The organism is Azospirillum halopraeferens DSM 3675 (assembly GCF_000429625.1).
Taxonomy (GTDB): domain Bacteria; phylum Pseudomonadota; class Alphaproteobacteria; order Azospirillales; family Azospirillaceae; genus Azospirillum; species Azospirillum halopraeferens.
The window spans coordinates 61239-75366 of record NZ_AUCF01000017.1 but is presented as its reverse complement, the minus strand read 5'-3'; the positions used below and the strand labels follow the sequence as shown (position 1 = coordinate 75366).

The 14128-nt window shown below is 70.5% G+C and carries 26 protein-coding genes; 2 read left to right on the top strand and 24 right to left on the bottom strand.

Annotation, left to right across the window (positions count from 1 at the left end; genetic code table 11):
* Nucleotide 1 precedes the first annotated feature (1 nt).
* From G472_RS33840 to G472_RS0117255, 6 genes are read right to left on the bottom strand one after another with little or no spacing between them, the layout of a single operon-like run.
* On the bottom strand, nt 2–661 hold the full coding sequence (locus tag G472_RS33840; protein WP_035692798.1) for a phage protein Gp27 family protein: 660 nt from the start codon (nt 659–661) through the stop codon (nt 2–4).
* 3 nt (nt 662–664) lie between these two features.
* Nucleotides 665–973, bottom strand: coding sequence for an ArsR family transcriptional regulator (locus tag G472_RS0117275; protein WP_156927158.1), 309 nt, complete (start codon nt 971–973; stop codon nt 665–667).
* Between the two features lie 8 nt (nt 974–981).
* The gene (locus G472_RS0117270; RefSeq protein ID WP_029009384.1) at nt 982–1368 is read right to left on the bottom strand and encodes a hypothetical protein; all 387 of its coding nucleotides are present in this window, start codon (nt 1366–1368) and stop codon (nt 982–984) included.
* 2 nt (nt 1369–1370) lie between these two features.
* Entirely contained in the window at nt 1371–1580 is a 210-nt protein-coding gene (locus tag G472_RS0117265) for a TraR/DksA C4-type zinc finger protein (protein ID WP_035692796.1), read from the bottom strand.
* A complete protein-coding gene (locus tag G472_RS0117260; RefSeq protein ID WP_029009382.1) occupies nt 1580–2164 on the bottom strand; it encodes a hypothetical protein in 585 nt (194 codons plus the stop codon). Before G472_RS0117260 ends, G472_RS0117265 begins: the two co-directional genes overlap by 1 nt.
* A gap of 16 nt (nt 2165–2180) precedes the next feature.
* Nucleotides 2181–2693 (bottom strand): hypothetical protein, encoded by a 513-nt coding sequence (locus G472_RS0117255; RefSeq protein ID WP_051340940.1) that lies wholly within the window; start codon nt 2691–2693, stop codon nt 2181–2183.
* Nucleotides 2694–3295: 602 nt separating this feature from the next.
* On the opposite strand from G472_RS0117255, the gene G472_RS0117245 reads away from it, so the two are divergent.
* Nucleotides 3296–3667: a hypothetical protein gene (locus tag G472_RS0117245; protein WP_029009379.1), complete on the top strand. Its 372-nt coding sequence runs from the start codon at nt 3296–3298 to the stop codon at nt 3665–3667.
* Nucleotides 3668–3675: 8 nt separating this feature from the next.
* On the opposite strand, the gene G472_RS0117240 is transcribed toward G472_RS0117245, so the two are convergent.
* The 15 genes from G472_RS0117240 to G472_RS0117170 all read right to left on the bottom strand — a co-directional run bounded on the left by G472_RS0117240 (nt 3676) and on the right by G472_RS0117170 (nt 11720).
* Nucleotides 3676–4116: a regulatory protein GemA gene (locus G472_RS0117240; RefSeq protein ID WP_029009378.1), complete on the bottom strand. Its 441-nt coding sequence runs from the start codon at nt 4114–4116 to the stop codon at nt 3676–3678.
* Nucleotides 4113–4820: a hypothetical protein gene (locus G472_RS37320; RefSeq protein WP_156927157.1), complete on the bottom strand. Its 708-nt coding sequence runs from the start codon at nt 4818–4820 to the stop codon at nt 4113–4115. The genes G472_RS0117240 and G472_RS37320 overlap by 4 nt, the downstream gene beginning before the upstream one ends.
* Nucleotides 4821–4827: 7 nt before the next feature.
* Nucleotides 4828–5100 (bottom strand): hypothetical protein, encoded by a 273-nt coding sequence (locus tag G472_RS0117230; RefSeq protein ID WP_156927156.1) that lies wholly within the window; start codon nt 5098–5100, stop codon nt 4828–4830.
* 10 nt (nt 5101–5110) lie between these two features.
* Entirely contained in the window at nt 5111–5392 is a 282-nt protein-coding gene (locus G472_RS0117225; RefSeq protein ID WP_029009375.1) for a hypothetical protein, read from the bottom strand.
* Nucleotides 5393–5405: 13 nt separating this feature from the next.
* Nucleotides 5406–5645 carry a hypothetical protein gene (locus G472_RS0117220; RefSeq protein WP_029009374.1) on the bottom strand — a complete coding sequence of 80 codons (240 nt, stop codon included), beginning with the start codon at nt 5643–5645 and terminating at the stop codon, nt 5406–5408.
* Nucleotides 5642–5974, bottom strand: coding sequence for a hypothetical protein (locus tag G472_RS0117215; protein WP_156927155.1), 333 nt, complete (start codon nt 5972–5974; stop codon nt 5642–5644). Before G472_RS0117215 ends, G472_RS0117220 begins: the two co-directional genes overlap by 4 nt.
* Nucleotides 5967–6245 (bottom strand): hypothetical protein, encoded by a 279-nt coding sequence (locus tag G472_RS0117210; RefSeq protein ID WP_029009372.1) that lies wholly within the window; start codon nt 6243–6245, stop codon nt 5967–5969. The genes G472_RS0117215 and G472_RS0117210 overlap by 8 nt, the downstream gene beginning before the upstream one ends.
* A complete protein-coding gene (locus G472_RS0117205; RefSeq protein ID WP_029009371.1) occupies nt 6238–6558 on the bottom strand; it encodes a hypothetical protein in 321 nt (106 codons plus the stop codon). The genes G472_RS0117210 and G472_RS0117205 overlap by 8 nt, the downstream gene beginning before the upstream one ends.
* Nucleotides 6559–6566: 8 nt before the next feature.
* Nucleotides 6567–7376, bottom strand: a complete 810-nt coding sequence (locus G472_RS33830; RefSeq protein WP_051340939.1) for a DUF3164 family protein — start codon at nt 7374–7376, stop codon at nt 6567–6569.
* 7 nt (nt 7377–7383) lie between these two features.
* The gene (locus G472_RS40625; protein ID WP_281173346.1) at nt 7384–7512 is read right to left on the bottom strand and encodes a hypothetical protein; all 129 of its coding nucleotides are present in this window, start codon (nt 7510–7512) and stop codon (nt 7384–7386) included.
* A complete protein-coding gene (locus G472_RS0117190) occupies nt 7509–7883 on the bottom strand; it encodes a hypothetical protein (protein ID WP_029009370.1) in 375 nt (124 codons plus the stop codon). Before G472_RS0117190 ends, G472_RS40625 begins: the two co-directional genes overlap by 4 nt.
* A complete protein-coding gene (locus G472_RS0117185) occupies nt 7880–8206 on the bottom strand; it encodes a hypothetical protein (protein ID WP_029009369.1) in 327 nt (108 codons plus the stop codon). Before G472_RS0117185 ends, G472_RS0117190 begins: the two co-directional genes overlap by 4 nt.
* Nucleotides 8207–8209: 3 nt before the next feature.
* Nucleotides 8210–8797 (bottom strand): hypothetical protein, encoded by a 588-nt coding sequence (locus G472_RS33825; RefSeq protein WP_051340938.1) that lies wholly within the window; start codon nt 8795–8797, stop codon nt 8210–8212.
* A gap of 3 nt (nt 8798–8800) precedes the next feature.
* Complete coding sequence (locus G472_RS0117175; RefSeq protein WP_051340937.1) at nt 8801–9565, bottom strand: AAA family ATPase; 765 nt, start codon at nt 9563–9565, stop codon at nt 8801–8803.
* Nucleotides 9566–9635: 70 nt separating this feature from the next.
* Complete coding sequence (locus G472_RS0117170; protein WP_029009367.1) at nt 9636–11720, bottom strand: transposase domain-containing protein; 2085 nt, start codon at nt 11718–11720, stop codon at nt 9636–9638.
* A 100-nt stretch (nt 11721–11820) separates the two neighbouring features.
* Here G472_RS0117170 and G472_RS38880 point away from each other — a divergent pair, with 100 nt between their 5' ends.
* Complete coding sequence (locus G472_RS38880; protein WP_156927154.1) at nt 11821–12276, top strand: hypothetical protein; 456 nt, start codon at nt 11821–11823, stop codon at nt 12274–12276.
* A 15-nt stretch (nt 12277–12291) separates the two neighbouring features.
* Here G472_RS38880 and G472_RS0117165 read toward each other — a convergent pair whose 3' ends face one another.
* From G472_RS0117165 to G472_RS0117155, 3 genes are read right to left on the bottom strand one after another with little or no spacing between them, the layout of a single operon-like run.
* A complete protein-coding gene (locus G472_RS0117165; protein ID WP_029009366.1) occupies nt 12292–12744 on the bottom strand; it encodes a hypothetical protein in 453 nt (150 codons plus the stop codon).
* Nucleotides 12745–12746: 2 nt separating this feature from the next.
* On the bottom strand, nt 12747–13685 hold the full coding sequence (locus G472_RS37315; protein WP_051340936.1) for a ParB/RepB/Spo0J family partition protein: 939 nt from the start codon (nt 13683–13685) through the stop codon (nt 12747–12749).
* A gap of 2 nt (nt 13686–13687) precedes the next feature.
* Entirely contained in the window at nt 13688–13987 is a 300-nt protein-coding gene (locus G472_RS0117155) for a helix-turn-helix domain-containing protein (protein ID WP_029009365.1), read from the bottom strand.
* Nucleotides 13988–14128: the final 141 nt, after the last annotated feature.

Genomic DNA, 14128 nt, shown 5'->3' with positions numbered 1-14128 from the left:
GCTAAACCGCTCCGACCGCCAGCACCTGGCGGAGTTGGGCGATGCGCGCCTGTGACAGGCCCTTTTCGCCGGCGGCCCTGGCGGCCGTTTCGGCGGCGTCCAGCTTCTTGATCATCTCCGCGGCCACTTCCTTGCGCATGCGCAAGATCAGGTCCGCATCGGTCTTGCGGGCCGACGACAGGTCCTTCAGCGCCTTGGCCAGGAACATCACCGTCTCGGGCGTCATCGGAACCGGCGGGCCTTCGGGCGCGTCGTCGCTGCCGCCGCCATCGGACGCCCGCTGCTCATCGGCCGCCATGAACAGGTCCAGCACGGCGGAGTGCAGCAGCTCGATGTTCAGCCGGGCTGTCCGGCTCTCCGGCTCATCGCCCAGCTTCTTGACCAGCGCTTCAGCGACCGCTCGTGACCGCTGCAGCCGATCGGCGACCTGATCGACACCTTGGAGGTGGGCGTGCAGGCGCGACCGTGACGGCAGCGCCTCGGGCGTCACGGACACAGCAACGTCCAGCTCCGGCGGCAACATCGTTCGCCGGCCGGCGGCCAGATCATGCAGGTGCGTCAGGATCTGATCGACGGTGTAGCGGCCGGACGTCCAGAGCTGGGCGATCCCCTCGCGCAACCCTTCCGGCAGCTTATCGACCTTGGACGGCTTGCCCGCCATTGGTCAGTCCCTCGACGGGCGCGACACGCCCTCAATGAACTCCTCGCCGCGGGCGACCCGCTCGCCCCTCGCGCTGATGGTCACGGCCAGCAGGTCCGGGCGCAGCTCCTCGGTCTCCACCAATCCGGCAGCGGCCAGCCAGCGCACGTCAGCGTTGGTCGATGCCCGATCGACCCGCCCGAAAGAGAAGAGGCGCAGCGACTTCTCCAGGGTCGACGAACTGGCCCGGCCGCCGCCCTCGCACAGGATGCGCAGGCAGGTGAGGCGGCGATCGGCGTCGAAGACGCGGCGCACCTGGTCGCTCATGCTCATGGTCATGGTCATCCCGTCATGGAAAGATGTCCGTCGATCATCCGGCGGCTGTCGCCTTCCAGCCGCGTCAGGATCGCGGTCAGCATTTTGATGTCGCCCCGCAGCTCGGCCAGCTCGACCCGGGCGCTGCCGATCTTCTCGGCCGCCCGGGTCGCCTTGTCGGCGGCGTCGCGCGCGGCATGCGCCGCGCCGATGGCCTCGCGCACGGAGGCGTCCAGCCCCGAGATGCGCCGGTCGCCATCGGCCAGGCGTTCCTCGGCCTTGGTGACGCGGGTGTGAACGGCGTCCAGTTCCCGCCTGGTCGGAAATGTCTTGGCCAGCCACCACAGGCCGGCCGGGGCGACGATCAGCCAGGCCAGCCCCAGCAACGCCGCCCACTCCTTTGCGTCGGCCATGGTCAACATGCTCCCCCCTCGCGGTCGCTTTGGCATCCGAAGCACCGGGTGGCGCTCGGCAGGGCGGCGCGGCGCGCCGGGTCGATCGGGTCACCGCAGTCGGTGCAGGCTGACGCACCGGCAGCAGCCAGCCGGGCCCGAACTGCTGCAACCGGCACGGTCACGTCCAGGGACAGCAGCAGCACCTCCTGTGCGCGGTCGGCGTCGTCCATCAGAGATCGTCCGGCACCGGGCGGCCCGAAATGGTAGCCTGACCCGGCAGCGGCACCACCTGGTCGAGGCGAGCCGCCAGCCGCTCCTCAAGGCCGGCCGCGTCGATGCGCAGCGCCCTCATGGTCTCCGGCATCTTCGGCAGGAGGTAGCGGGCGGCGATCGCCACCATCTCCGACCTGGTCTGGATGGTGTCGAGATTGGCGCCGATCAGCAGCAGCCGGTCGCGCGCGCAGCCCAGGGCGATGACCATCCCGTCATCCAGGCGCCGCGCCAGCTTGCTGTCGGTGTCGACCTTCAACCAGACCAGCACGCGCCGCACCACGAAGCCGCCGACCGTCGCCAGCGCCACCAGGGCCAGGTCGACGGCGCCGGCCAGCAGCTCCGGCGGGATCGGTACGGCGTAGACCCTCTCACCGGCGAAAGCAGGGGAAATGACGGCCATCAGCGTGATGGCTCCGATCAGCACGGCGAGCTTGCCTGCCACCAGGTCAGCGAGGCGGGAGCCGGGCCGCAGCAGCAGGAACACCCCGCGGCTGAAAAGGGCGCAGGCCACCAGGCCCACGAAGGCAATCGCAGCGTTCATGCGGGCGCTCCCCGGATCAGGTAAGGAAGGGGGCGACCAGCGTGCGCCAGACGTCGACGTAGTCGCCCGGCTTGCCGGCCCCCAGGTGGGTGTTGTAGTGGGCCTTCCAGTAAAAGCCCTGTGCCAGCACGTCGCCGGCTGCCGGTAGCGGCTCGGGCCGCCGGTAGTAGTGGGCGCGGCACATGGCGGCGCCGTAGGCCAGATTGGTGACGAGCTGCCGCTCCTTCGGCGGGCACTCGCCGCGCAGCATCAGGATGCGCTCGCCCAGCTTCGCCCGGTAGCGCAGGAAGTTCGCCCAGATATCCTCGTGCGTTGCCGGCTCCATCTGCCACAACCCCAGCGCCGGACCGCCGCCGATCTGGCGCAATGCACGCAGTCGCGACTCCACGGCCGCGGTGCCCAGCACCAGCTCGACGCCGGCGGCGGAGGCGAAACCCGGCGCGTCGTCACCGGCGCAGATGCGAAGCACGGGGATGATCACGTCATCGCGCAAATGGCGCGGCGACAGGCAAGGGGATTTGAGGGACATGGCGCGGGACCTCGGTCGGTTGTCCCGCTACTCTGGCTACCCCTATCGCGCGGCAGCACCCGGACGGATGTCCGGGGGGGTGCCCCATCCAAGGCAGCCTCCCCTTTAGAACAGCTCGCCCTGCCGGTCGTCGCCAGCCACACCCCGCACGTGCCCGTTACGATGGCGACGGACGGTCCGTTCGTCAACGCCGGCAAGTCGGGCGGCATCGCCCGTGGTTGCGCCTTCAGCCAACGCCCTGATAATGGTCGCCCACACCCGCTGCCGTGTCCCCGTAGGTCCCAGTGGCACGGGGATCTCCAGCCCTGTGCCGCCGGCCACCAGATGTGCGCAGATCGTGGCGGCGGCCTCGGGCCCCACCGCCCGGACCAGCCAGTGATCCGCCGTTGGTGCGGCCGGGAAGTAGGCGCGCCTCCCTCCCTTCGCCCGCGCTACGGCCAGCGCAGCCGGCTCGCCGGCAGCCTCGGCAATCTCGCCCAGGACGCCGGGGAGGACGAGGGGGGGCGATCCGGCTGTCATTGAAATTGGTCCGCAACCATGACGGTTGACGAGCGTCCGTCGAGCGGGCGAGTGTTCCGGATGACCACAACCGGAGACGCTCCATGCGCCTGCTTTTGCTCTTCGCCGCGCTCGCCTTTGCGGCACCCCTTGCCGTCCCGCCCGTGGTGGTGGCGGCCGACCTCCCCGGCGAGGCAGAGGTGCGTGCCGTCCTGCCGATCTGGTGCAAGTACGAGAACGAAGAACGGGTAAAGTTGCAGAAGGAGGCCGACAGGCTGTTCGGCATCAAGCCCGCCCCGCCGGCGGGGCAACCCCTTACCATGGAGATGCTGTCCGAGCACCACAAAGCGGTCGAGCGTTGGAAAGAACCCCGGCTGAAGATCCTGAACGACGCCTTCGAGAAGGCCACCGGCCTGGATTTCCATGCCGCAAGCTATGTCGCGATCGCGAATGGGATGGCGCTCAAATGCCGATAAGGCGCTTCTCATGACGCTCGCGCTCCGCCGGCTTTCGCCTGCGCGCGCCCCACCCAGCGCTTCAGCGCCTCTATCACCTTGTGGGCGGCCGTCGTGTCGAGACGGCCGACATCCTGCCCCGTCTGGCGCTTGATAAAGGCGTTCAATGCCCCTTCGGCGCGGCTTTGGACGGCTCCCAGGTCAGCCAGTTCCAGCCACAGCCCCCGCATCATGCGCACCTGCGCGGAGTCCGCGTAGCGCGGCCGTCCCGCCGATCGGCGCGGCGCCCCGGCCGCGTGCAGGGCGTCCAGCACGCGGCCGAGCTGGGGACCGGTCATCGCGCGCAGCGACCGCTTGCCACCGGTCCTCTCCAGGAAATCGCGCCAGGCGGTGTCGTCGTCCAGCCCGGCGACCTTGCGCCGGCAGGTCTGGACGGCCGCGATCAGGCGGGCGGTGGTGTCCGGTTTCATGGAGTCCCGCTCCTCTTCAGCCCGCGGCCGGGCGGCGTGTGCTCCGGCCGAGGCATGCGCCAATGGATGCGCGCCGCTCCGTCGACCCGGTCGCGGGGCCGCAGCACGACCCAGCAGAAATCCTCCTTGCCGCCCCTCTGTTTGACGGCGCCGGCCACCAGGGCGGCGCCGGGCGGCATGCTCGGCCGCATGGACAGGATGACGACGTCGCTGACCGCCCAGCCCGGCGCCGGCCGCGCGAACACGACATGCCGGCTCTGGCCGGCCAGGAACGGCATATTCACCAGCAAGGCGATGCCGTCCCGCGCCACCGCCGCTGCCCGCTCCAGCGTCGCCAGCGGCCCGGCGCCGCCGAAATAGGGCGGGTTGGTGATCACCCAGTTGTGCGACTGCGCCGCGTAGGCGGGCAGGCCGTGGAAGTCGACGCCGCCAGTCACGCCGGGGAAGCCGCGGTCGCGCAGATCGGACCCCGTGACGTCGCACAGGCCGCGCGCGCAGCAGACGCCGGGGATGGTGCCCATGCCGGCGTGCGGGTCCAGCACCGTGCCCGGCCGGCCCGGCGACAGCAGGCCCAGCTCTTCCAGGACGTCCAGCAGGACGTGGACGCAAAACGCCTCCTCGACATACCAGTCGTCAGGGTCCTTGGGCTGCTCCCTCTTGTGCCGGGAGAGGGCGTTGGCGGCGGGCTTGAGGCTTGTCGTCATGGCGGCCTCAGGCGTTGCCGGCAGCCGGGCCGGCGGGCACACCGGCACCACGGCAGCAGCCGTCGTGCACCTGCGCGATCATCATTTGCAGCACCGCCAGCACCTCGGCGGATTTGCCGGGGGCCGCGTTCTGGAAAGCACAGGCCCCCGCATGGATTGCGATCGCCTCCATCGCCTGCGCCGCCGTCAGACCGCGAAATGCCTCCTCGGCGAGTTGGGCGAGTTTGAAGGCGGCGTTGTAGCCGGCCTCGGACACCGGCAGCTTGGTGGGTGCGCGCATGGTCATCTCCTCAGTTCGGGCGCACGCAGCGCTCCAGGGCGTCGTTGACCGCCGCGACGATCTCCGGCGCCGGCACGCCGGCCGCGCGGGCGGTCTCCACCGCGGCGGCGATCAGGGCGGCGGGATCGGCGTCGACCCGCGCCGGCGGCGTCCGGCCGGACAGGGCGACGGCTGCCAGCAGCAAGTGATCGGCCAGCGCCCGCCGGCTGGCCTGGTCAAGCGCCAGGCCGCGCCGCAGCCGGTAGGCGTCGACGCCGAGCACCAGGGCCAGATCCTGCACCGCGCGGGTCATGGGGGGCCTCTCCCTACGCCAGCGCGCCGCGGCACAGGGCCGCGACCGAGGGCAGATGGGGCGCGATCGGCTGCTCGGGCAGGCGGGCCGGGACACCCCGCACCCGCCACAGCGACCGGACGGCGCCGGCGTCGTCGACCACCGCCCACACCTCCGGCGCGTCCGGCAGGCCGACGACCTGGAGCACCGGCACGCCGCCGTCGTCGTCGCCATGGACGGTGATGGACAGGACGAGATGCACGGGGGCCGTCATGAGGCACCCCCATCGGTGGCATGCAGGCGGTCGAGGCGCTCGATGCCCGCCACGGCCAGGGCGGCGATCTGCACCCACCGGCGGCGGTGGTGGGCGCGATCCTCGGGCCGGGCCGCGTCAAGCAGCAACATCCGTTCGAAGAGGTGATCTTCAAACCCCGCATTGGTGTGCTGATCATCGTGGGCGGCGTCATAGCCCCTGGCGACCTGCCGGACCCGCTCGGTCGCGACGTCGGACAGGACCCGGGCCAGCGCGTCCCCCGCCGGCCCATCCCAGCGCGGCGGGTACTCCACCAGCTCCACGGTGCAGGTCAGAGATAGGTCAGCCATGGGCGGCCTCCCCCGGCACGCCGGCATCCAGGGCTTCCTCGCGCCGCACGGCCGCGATGGCCCTGGCGCGGGCCTCCCGGTAGTCGTCAAGCGCCTTGCCGCGCAGCTCGGCCCCGACGCCGCGGGCGGAACAGAAATTCCGCCAGGTGCGGTTGACCGCCGTCTGGAGGGCGCGCGGCACCAGGCGCCAGTGCGCGAGACACATCAGAAGGCCGCGCTTGACGGTGCAGGGGCAGCCCGGCACGGCGCAACGGTTGGGAAGTTCAGCCATGGCCGGCCGCCTTTCCGGTAGCCTTCCGGCCCCGCCGGCTCCTGTACACCATGGCCCCGACCAGACTGACGGCCGCCAGCCGCAGGCAGACGTCGCGATCCTCCGCAGCGCTGGTGCTCCGTTGCGCCATCACCTCGATCTTCTCGACCTCTTCCTGAGGCACCCGGCCGCCGTCGGCCGGTCGCATCGCGACAGCCAGCGACGCCACCTCCGACAGCAGCCGCTCCAGGTCCCTGACCTGCCGGTCGCCAAGCCCCGGCGGGCATTCGGGGATTTCCACGATCACGCGGGTGGTGTCGACGCTTTTTCCCATGGGACACCTCACGCGCTGGCCAGGTCGAGCGGAATGAGGTCGAACCGGCCATCCTCGCGACGGCGGTAGACGCGCAGGTAGATGGCCTTGCCCGCCGTCTCCATGGCGTCGTCAATCGCGGCCATCGCCGCGCGCCAGCGTGAATGCTGAATGTTCAGCCGCTTGAGCCGCACCAGCTCGGCGACGCGCACCCGGCCCTGATCATCCAGACCGAAGGCAGAGTTGATGATCGCCTTCACTTCGTCGGACGCATCGGCCTCGCGCAGGTACTCGTTCAGAGCCTCCTTGGCGATCTGGATCGTTGGGCCGACCGTCACCCGCTCCTGCACCTGGATCTGCACTTTGAAGGCGCGGTCGAAGGTGAAGAATGCGGTGTTGCCGGCCTTCCCGCCGATCTGCACGCCGTAGTCGCGGGCGATGGCGTCGATCAGAGCGCTCGCCTCGCTGAACGACAGAACTTTGAAGCGCGACAGGCTGGCACTGATGGCCAGCGCCCCGCCGGCGACGGCGCGGACGAAGGCGTCCTCCAACAGTTTCTCCGCCCTGACCAGGTTCTCGGGCGTGAGCCGGCCGTCCTCCTCACGCCAGAAGGTGCGGCCCTCCATGGCAACGGTGCCGGACGGTACGCCCGGCAGCCCGGCCAGCACCTGCCGGGCGGCATCGAAATCGTCACTGTCCACAGCACCCGGGACTTTGCGGGCGATGGTGTCCAGCGCCCAGCGCAGGTGCCGGGCCAGCGTAGGTGCGCCCGGCGGCAGGGCGGGAATGATGTCGGCAAGAGGGTGCCCCTCGGGCCGCTCGGTCGCGGATGTGGTCATGGGTTGCCTACCTTCTGGTGGTGATGGTGACGGCCCCGCCAAGCGCCAGGCGCTCCGGGTGCCAGGTGGCCGGCCGCGCGGGCCGGCGGAAGGGGCGGCGCAGGGCGCCGAACAGGGCGATGGCGAGCGCGCTCATGCGCAGCCCTCCACGCAGACCAGCGGCGCCGGCCGGCCGTCCACGGGCAGCAGGCCCGCCAGGGCCAGCACCGCGTCCGCCAGCGCCGCCAGCGGCGCCGTGGCCGGCCCCGGCAGGGTCTCACCCCGCCGGACCCGCTCGGCCAGCCGGATCGCGCCGGACACCGCCATGACGGGCGGCAGCGCGACCCACCCGCCGTCCGCCGGGCCGACCCGGAAGGAGACGAAGTTGGCGCCGGCATCCAGGGCCAGCACGACGTACCGGCCGTCGCCCAGGTCGCGGTAGCACCGCAGCTCATAGCGGGCCGGCTTGTGGCCGGGCCAGGTCACTTCGATCGTGGCGCCGATCGGCGGCAGGGGGGCGCGCATCATGCCGCCCTCCCGTCGTCCGCGGCATCAGCCGCCGGCTCGTGCAGCGCGACGTAGCCGGACAGCATCGCCAGGAACACGCAGAGTTCCGTCAGCTCGGCGGCGGTGACGCCCTTGCGGGCGGGGGCGCCGGTCAGCGCGGCCGCGGTCAGCCGCAGCCGCTCGGCCGCCGCGGGCACCAGGCCCACCAGCGGTTCGGCCATGCGGTCCAGCCGATGAGCCAGCAGCGACACCTCGGCGCCCGACAGCCCGCGCGGCGCGGCGAAGCCCGGCGGCACGCGGTGCAGGTCCCGGGCGAAAGCGATCAGGGTTCGGGATTGGGACATGCCTCACCTCCCCTCGGCGGCGCCATGCACGCGCCGGGTGTTGGGATCGAAGATGAAGTCTGTGGCCTGGACCATCGGCGCCCGCGGTCCGGTGTTCATCCGCGGGTCGAGGGAGTAGACCGCCTTACCCCGCCGTCCTCTTGCCGCCGGCTGTTCGACGGTCAGGTAGCCGGCGCGGTGCAGACGGTGGGCGTAGCTGGCGGCCGCGGCGGCAGACACCCGCACATCCGGCGTGCTGGCGGCCCGCGCCAGATCGTCTGCGCTGAAGCGGTCCAGCATCTTCATGCTGCGCCACAGGTTTTCCTGCCCCCGGCCGACCTCGCGGGCCGGCGTGCCGTCCGGCCGCAGGCGGGGCGTATCCGCCTGGTCGACCGTCAGGCTCCACGCTCCGTCGACGCCGCGGGCAATGAAGCCGCCGCGCTCCAGCCGCTCCAGGTAACCCGACACGGTTCTCCGGTCCGCCTCGACCCGCTCCAGCAGGCCGCCCAACGTGACCGTTCGCAGCTCACGGATCACCTGCCACACGCCGTCCTGGCCGTACGGAACGCGCACGGTGATCTGCGCCACGATGTGGGCGGGCTTGCGCGCCATGGCTCACGCTCCCGCCCGGCGCGCCGGTGGCTCGCCGGAGAACAGCGGGCGCACCCCCCAGCGGTCGGCATCGATGGCACCCAACCCTTCCAGCTCGCAGTATTCGCGCACCCGGTCCAGGTTGACCGCGATGCGGCGCGGCCGGCCGTCCGACACCCGGACGATGCGCGCCAACAGGTCCGGCGCCACGGCGATACCGGGCGCGAACACCTGCACCAGGATGCCGGCGTCGCGCGCATCGCAGGGCTGGGCCGGCTGCCAGTCGAGCACGCGGTTGTGGAAGCGCTCGAACTGCTTCAGCTTGTGCGGCAGCAGCTCCTCGCCGATCAGCACGATGGCAGCGCCGGACTGATCGTGGATCTCCCGGATCACGTCCACGTACCTGCGGGCCACCACGTGATCGAATTCGTCGATGATCAGCGGCCGGCGGCTGACCTTGAGCGCGCCGATCGCCCGCTCCACCATGTCGGCCACGGTGCCGGTCGGCGGCAGGCCCAGCTCGGTCAGCAGCGACCGGCAGAACTTCGCCTGCGTCCAGGTGGCGCCGCACTCGATGTAGTAGGACCGGAAGCGGTTGGCCCCGTAGACGGCGCTCTTCGTCTTGCCGTAGCCGCTGGGGCCGTACCACACCGCCATGCCCGGCAGGTTGCGGTGGCGGCCCAGCAACCGCTCCAGCAGCTCGGCGAACAGGGCGACGTTGGCCAGCGGGGCCGTGTCCGGCATCTCATCGCCCGATCCGGGCTTGACGGGAAAGGGGGTGATGGTCATATCGTTCATCCTCGGCAATGCTTTCCTGTTCCGCCCCCGGTCCTCGGCAAAGGGCCGGGGGCTGTTTCGTTCAGGCCGTGGCCTGCGCAAAGTCGGCGGCCAGCCGCTTGTGGGCCTTCCATTCCGGCTGCCGGGCGTAGCGCGCGAACCGCTCCGCCTCCTCCGGCGTCGCTGTCCCGGCGGCGATCGCCGCCTCGGTCCGCATCGCCCATTCCAGCCGTTCGGTCCGTTCGTCCCGCGGCACCTCGGCCGGCCGCCGGAACTCGGCGATCAGTGCGGTGTGGCGTTGTTCCTGGCCGTCCGTGCGCTCCGGCTCCGGCGCGCGCTTCAGGTCCAGGGTGGGGCGGGCGAGCTGCACCACCCGCGCCTCAGCCGGCACCGCCGGCCCGAGATTGGGCGGCACCAGATCCGCCACCTTCTCCGGCGACATGCGCCGCTCGGCCTCGGCCATCATGCGCACGCCGCGCAGCCATGCCTTGCGGGCGCGGTTGTGGGTCTGCGCCGCCTCGGTGTTGTCGAAACCGGCAGGGTCGAGCACCGGCGCATGGCCGAGATAGCCACCGTCCAGCCGGTGGATGTGCAGCCCGTCGTGCAGGAACTCCGGGTCGAACCGCGCGATCACCTTGTCGCCGCGGTGCAGATGCAGGAACTCCGCGAAGTAGCGGTTATCGAACAGCTTGACGGTGCCGTCGCGGGAATTGACGGTCACCCCGTCCGCCGCCAGCAGCCACAGCCGCCGCTGCTCCTCCGTCGCCTTGGTGATGGGTGCGCTGGCGTAGCTCTCCAGGAACGTGTCCCGAAACGAGCGGCCCCGGCAGGCACGGGCCTCCCGGCCGGCGCGGTCGTTGTGCTGGTTGATCTCGCTGACCAGGATCTCCAGGAAGCGCTCCAGCGGGATGGCGCGGGACTTGTAGTTCTCCGGCTTGGCCACGGGCGAGTTGCCGGTGTAGGCGCCTTCGAAGGCAGGGTGCCGCGCGATATCGTTCGCGAAGTCCTTGAACGCCCGCTCGATCGGCTTGGACTGCCCCGAATAGGGGGTGGTCCAGTGGATGTTCTCCGGCCCCAGCAACTGCGTCAGGATGCCGACCGGATCTTCGTCCCGCACCGTGAAGCGGTAGCGGTTCGGCGTCCCGCCCGTCAGCCATTTGCTGGCGAAGTCGCGGCCGTTGTCGAGCCACACCTTGCGCGGGATGCCCCAGGTCTCGACCAGGTCGCCGATGGCGAGGCGCACCGCCCAACTGTTGGCTGTCCGGTCCACCCGCCATGACAGGATCATGCCGCTGTACAGGTCCTGGAACGCCACCATGTTCGGCCGCGCCACCTCACCGTCCGGCCACTGCACCCACACGTCCCAGCGATGCCCGTCCCCGTTGATGGCTTCCAGCGCGTGGAAGTGGGTGCGGTCGCGCTCCTGCGCGGGGTACATGCGTTTGACCGCCTCGGTCCCCTCCCGGCACATCGCGACCACCGCCGGGTGCACGGTGGCGTGCAGGCGCCGCAGCAGCGTGCGTTCCGACGGTACCGCCCACCCCTGCGCGTCGGCCGCGCGCTTCATGCGCTCATAGCAGTCCGAAAAGGGGGGTGCGGCATGACGGAGGTAATCCGAACGGAGCATGTCCCACGCTTCCGGCGCGCACTCGACGGTGGCGATGCGGCCGGTGTGGCGCGGCGCCAGCGCCGGCAGCCAGTCCGCGCGGTCGCGCCCCTCCACCAGCTTCATCCAGGTGTAGACGGTGGAGACGCCGACCTTGTGGTGCGCCGCCACCGACATGACGGCGGCGTCGCGGCGCAGGCCGTTGCGGTACAGCACTTCCACCGCGTCGAGGATGTCCAGCCGGCGCTTCGCCTCGGCCTTCTTCTTTTCCGTGGCGGCGTCGTACCAGCCCCACAGCGTGTCGCGGTCGGGGCGGTCGGCCGCGGCGGGCTCGGCCGGGATCGCCTCGGCCCCGGTCCGGGCCTTCGCGGCCAGCGTCAGCGTGATCTGCGCCGTCGAGGGCAGGGCCGATACGTGGTATTCCAGCCCGCCGCCCCGGCCTCCGCGGGGGCGGGAGCGCCAGTTTTTGGCCTTCGCTCGTCGGATGGTGGCGCTTTCCGTACCGGGCAGCCCGGGCAGCGCCATGCCGGCCAGTTCGGCGGCGGAGTACCACTCCTTCATGGCTGCGGCTCCCGCAAGGGGAAGCGGTAACGGCTGGCGGTCGACTCCCGTCGATTGCCCGGAGTAGTGTTTCCCGCATTCCTCACTTCGGAGGGCAGGAATGGATATCGACCGCTACGCGTCGGAAGCCTGGACGCACGTTCACGAATTGCTTGAGCAAGTGCGCCAATGCGATCTCGCAGCGCTCGCCACAACCTGCCGCGATCAAGGGCGGGACAGGGTGGCCGCGGCGGCTCTGGAAAGACAAAACGAGCTGCTGACCTTCGTTGCCGCCACGCCGACACAGCGCAAGTCGCTGCTCCGCAAGGTGGCCGTGGGAGATCGCCCCATGTTTCTTCTGCTGGCGCTTTACCACGCGCGATGTGGTCTGGCGTTTCTTGAAACGACGGCCCGATACGGTGTTGGTCCAGGACCAGCCTATCGCATGGTGTCCGCTCAAGCCGCGCGGGCAGCCGTGGATCTGATTGCGAATTATCCGACGCTGTGGCCGTTCGACGAAGGAAACCCCTTTCCGGAAGAAGTCGCGCAAGACGATGCACGGTCGGGTGACGAATGAACGGTTGGAACATGATCAGCCCCTCCACCGCTTGCGCGCCAACTGGCGGCGTTGCGTGAGTTCGTCGATCTTGGCGTCGAGCATCGCGTCCTCGATCGCCGGCAGGTACTTCTGGTCGATCACCGCCCAGCCGAACGGTTCCGCCAGCATTTGGAGTAGGCGCTGGTCACCCGTGGCGTGGATCAGCGCCAGGAAGCGCACGACGTTCACCACGTGATCCTCACGCGCTTCCGAGGCGTAGGCGTCCAGCATCGGCTTCGAGCACGGCTCGCCGAGGTAGGCGCCGATCTCCTCGGCCACCTCCTCGCGCGACTTGCCGCACTCCTTCAGTGCCAGCGACACCGCCTTGGCCACCATGGACCGCAGGCTGGCCGCCCGGATGTCCTCGCGGGCGAACGCCCGCGTCGGCTCCGGCGGCGTCCAGGACAGTAGGTCCAGCGTGTGCGGATCGTGGGGGCGCCGGGCCATGGTCAAGTCCCCGGCGCGTCAGGATCGGCGGCGTTGAGGGCGACGATCACCTCTTCCAGGTCGATCTGCTCGTCACCGCCCGTGTCGGCGGGCGCGGCCATGGGCGCGGCGCTCTTCGGCACCGGAAGCGTGTCGATCCGGAAGCCGAGCTGGTGGGACGCATCGCCCACCAGATGTCGCAGGAACTGACTGCGCTCCTCCCGGCTGGCGTGTCGCCACGCCGTCAGCAGCTTGACGAAGCCGTCCGCCACCTTGGCCGGCCGGTTGGTCAGCAGGGCCATTGCCTGCCTCACCGACGTCGCCTTCGGCGCGTCGCCCAGCAACATGCCCAGCACCGCGCGCTGCTCCGCCGGCCCCAGCTTGGCCAGCGCCAGCAGTTCAGCCTGGACCTTGGCGATGGGTGTGCCCGCCACCGCCGCCTTGACGTCGGGAGCGAGGCCGGTGGCGATCTTGACCGCCAACTGGATGGTGCGGTCGGTCAGACCGACCCGCTCCGCGGTGTCCCGAGCAAACGAAACGATTTCGTTTGCTGAACCCTGCCGCGCCTTGCCGCCGGCCACGCCGGCCTTCGTGTCGGGGTTCAGCCGTTCGTAGACCGCCTTGCGTTCGACCAGGAACGTGGCGCGATCCAGCGGGTTCAGCTCGTGACGGACAAGGTTCTCGTCGATTTCGGCCAGCCGGGCTTCGTCCTCCGTCGCCTCGAAGGCGAACGCCGGGATGGCCTCCCATCCCAGCTTGGTGCAGGCGGCCAGGCGGTGTGCGCCGGCGATCAGGCGATAGGCGCCGCCCTTCAGGACGCGCACCTCGACGGGCTGGCGCAGGCGCCCGCTGTCCCTGATGTTCTCGGCCAGCAGCGCCACGTACCCCTCGTCCACGGCGCGCAGCCGGAACCCGGTGTCGATGGCGGAAATCGGGACATCTTGCAGACCCAACGGCTTCATGTTCACGCAGCCCTTTGCTTTTGACGGTGCGAAAGCCGCGGCGGGTCCGTATAGTTTTCAGGGGGTTGAGGCTTCAGGCGCTCACCATCCGCGTTGAACCGCGAGGGCCAGAGTTCCCGCGGCGAGCACGACAGCATCTCCGCGATGGCCAGCTCGCCATCCGGGTGCGGTTGCCGTGCCGCCCGCCGCGCCGTCCCGTCCTTCAGGCCGCAGGCCCGATCGACGTCGGCGTAGGTCAGGCCCTTCTGGTTCAGCCGGAACCGGATCTCGGCCGGGCTGAGGTCGCCCGTGGTACGCGCCATTGCCCCCCCTGTCACACCGGCCCCGCCAGGCCGGATCGCTGTGCTGTTTTGGACGAACGGGGAAATCATACATGAATGTGAAGGCCGAGCAACCACGAAAGTGGCGTCAGGGTTCCGCATTCGTGGGCGGCGCCGGATCTG

Coding starts and splice junctions, on each gene's coding strand:
- G472_RS37320 (WP_156927157.1), bottom strand. CDS start 4,820: ATGACGACAAGCCTCAAGCCCGCCGCCAACGCCCTCTCCCGGCACAAG.
- G472_RS0117265 (WP_035692796.1), bottom strand. CDS start 1,580: ATGGACGACGCCGACCGCGCACAGGAGGTGCTGCTGCTGTCCCTGGAC.
- G472_RS0117215 (WP_156927155.1), bottom strand. CDS start 5,974: ATGGCTGACCTATCTCTGACCTGCACCGTGGAGCTGGTGGAGTACCCG.
- G472_RS33840 (WP_035692798.1), bottom strand. CDS start 661: ATGGCGGGCAAGCCGTCCAAGGTCGATAAGCTGCCGGAAGGGTTGCGC.
- G472_RS0117155 (WP_029009365.1), bottom strand. CDS start 13,987: ATGGCGCGTACCACGGGCGACCTCAGCCCGGCCGAGATCCGGTTCCGG.
- G472_RS0117185 (WP_029009369.1), bottom strand. CDS start 8,206: ATGTCCCAATCCCGAACCCTGATCGCTTTCGCCCGGGACCTGCACCGC.
- G472_RS38880 (WP_156927154.1), top strand. CDS start 11,821: ATGGATATCGACCGCTACGCGTCGGAAGCCTGGACGCACGTTCACGAA.
- G472_RS0117260 (WP_029009382.1), bottom strand. CDS start 2,164: ATGAACGCTGCGATTGCCTTCGTGGGCCTGGTGGCCTGCGCCCTTTTC.
- G472_RS0117175 (WP_051340937.1), bottom strand. CDS start 9,565: ATGACCATCACCCCCTTTCCCGTCAAGCCCGGATCGGGCGATGAGATG.
- G472_RS37315 (WP_051340936.1), bottom strand. CDS start 13,685: ATGAAGCCGTTGGGTCTGCAAGATGTCCCGATTTCCGCCATCGACACC.
- G472_RS0117230 (WP_156927156.1), bottom strand. CDS start 5,100: ATGCGCGCACCCACCAAGCTGCCGGTGTCCGAGGCCGGCTACAACGCC.
- G472_RS40625 (WP_281173346.1), bottom strand. CDS start 7,512: ATGAGCGCGCTCGCCATCGCCCTGTTCGGCGCCCTGCGCCGCCCCTTC.
- G472_RS0117270 (WP_029009384.1), bottom strand. CDS start 1,368: ATGGCCGACGCAAAGGAGTGGGCGGCGTTGCTGGGGCTGGCCTGGCTG.
- G472_RS0117165 (WP_029009366.1), bottom strand. CDS start 12,744: ATGGCCCGGCGCCCCCACGATCCGCACACGCTGGACCTACTGTCCTGG.
- G472_RS0117210 (WP_029009372.1), bottom strand. CDS start 6,245: ATGGCTGAACTTCCCAACCGTTGCGCCGTGCCGGGCTGCCCCTGCACC.
- G472_RS33825 (WP_051340938.1), bottom strand. CDS start 8,797: ATGGCGCGCAAGCCCGCCCACATCGTGGCGCAGATCACCGTGCGCGTT.
- G472_RS0117275 (WP_156927158.1), bottom strand. CDS start 973: ATGAGCATGAGCGACCAGGTGCGCCGCGTCTTCGACGCCGATCGCCGC.
- G472_RS0117255 (WP_051340940.1), bottom strand. CDS start 2,693: ATGTCCCTCAAATCCCCTTGCCTGTCGCCGCGCCATTTGCGCGATGAC.
- G472_RS0117240 (WP_029009378.1), bottom strand. CDS start 4,116: ATGAAACCGGACACCACCGCCCGCCTGATCGCGGCCGTCCAGACCTGC.
- G472_RS0117225 (WP_029009375.1), bottom strand. CDS start 5,392: ATGACCCGCGCGGTGCAGGATCTGGCCCTGGTGCTCGGCGTCGACGCC.
- G472_RS0117220 (WP_029009374.1), bottom strand. CDS start 5,645: ATGACGGCCCCCGTGCATCTCGTCCTGTCCATCACCGTCCATGGCGAC.
- G472_RS0117205 (WP_029009371.1), bottom strand. CDS start 6,558: ATGGGAAAAAGCGTCGACACCACCCGCGTGATCGTGGAAATCCCCGAA.
- G472_RS0117170 (WP_029009367.1), bottom strand. CDS start 11,720: ATGAAGGAGTGGTACTCCGCCGCCGAACTGGCCGGCATGGCGCTGCCC.
- G472_RS0117245 (WP_029009379.1), top strand. CDS start 3,296: ATGCGCCTGCTTTTGCTCTTCGCCGCGCTCGCCTTTGCGGCACCCCTT.
- G472_RS33830 (WP_051340939.1), bottom strand. CDS start 7,376: ATGACCACATCCGCGACCGAGCGGCCCGAGGGGCACCCTCTTGCCGAC.
- G472_RS0117190 (WP_029009370.1), bottom strand. CDS start 7,883: ATGATGCGCGCCCCCCTGCCGCCGATCGGCGCCACGATCGAAGTGACC.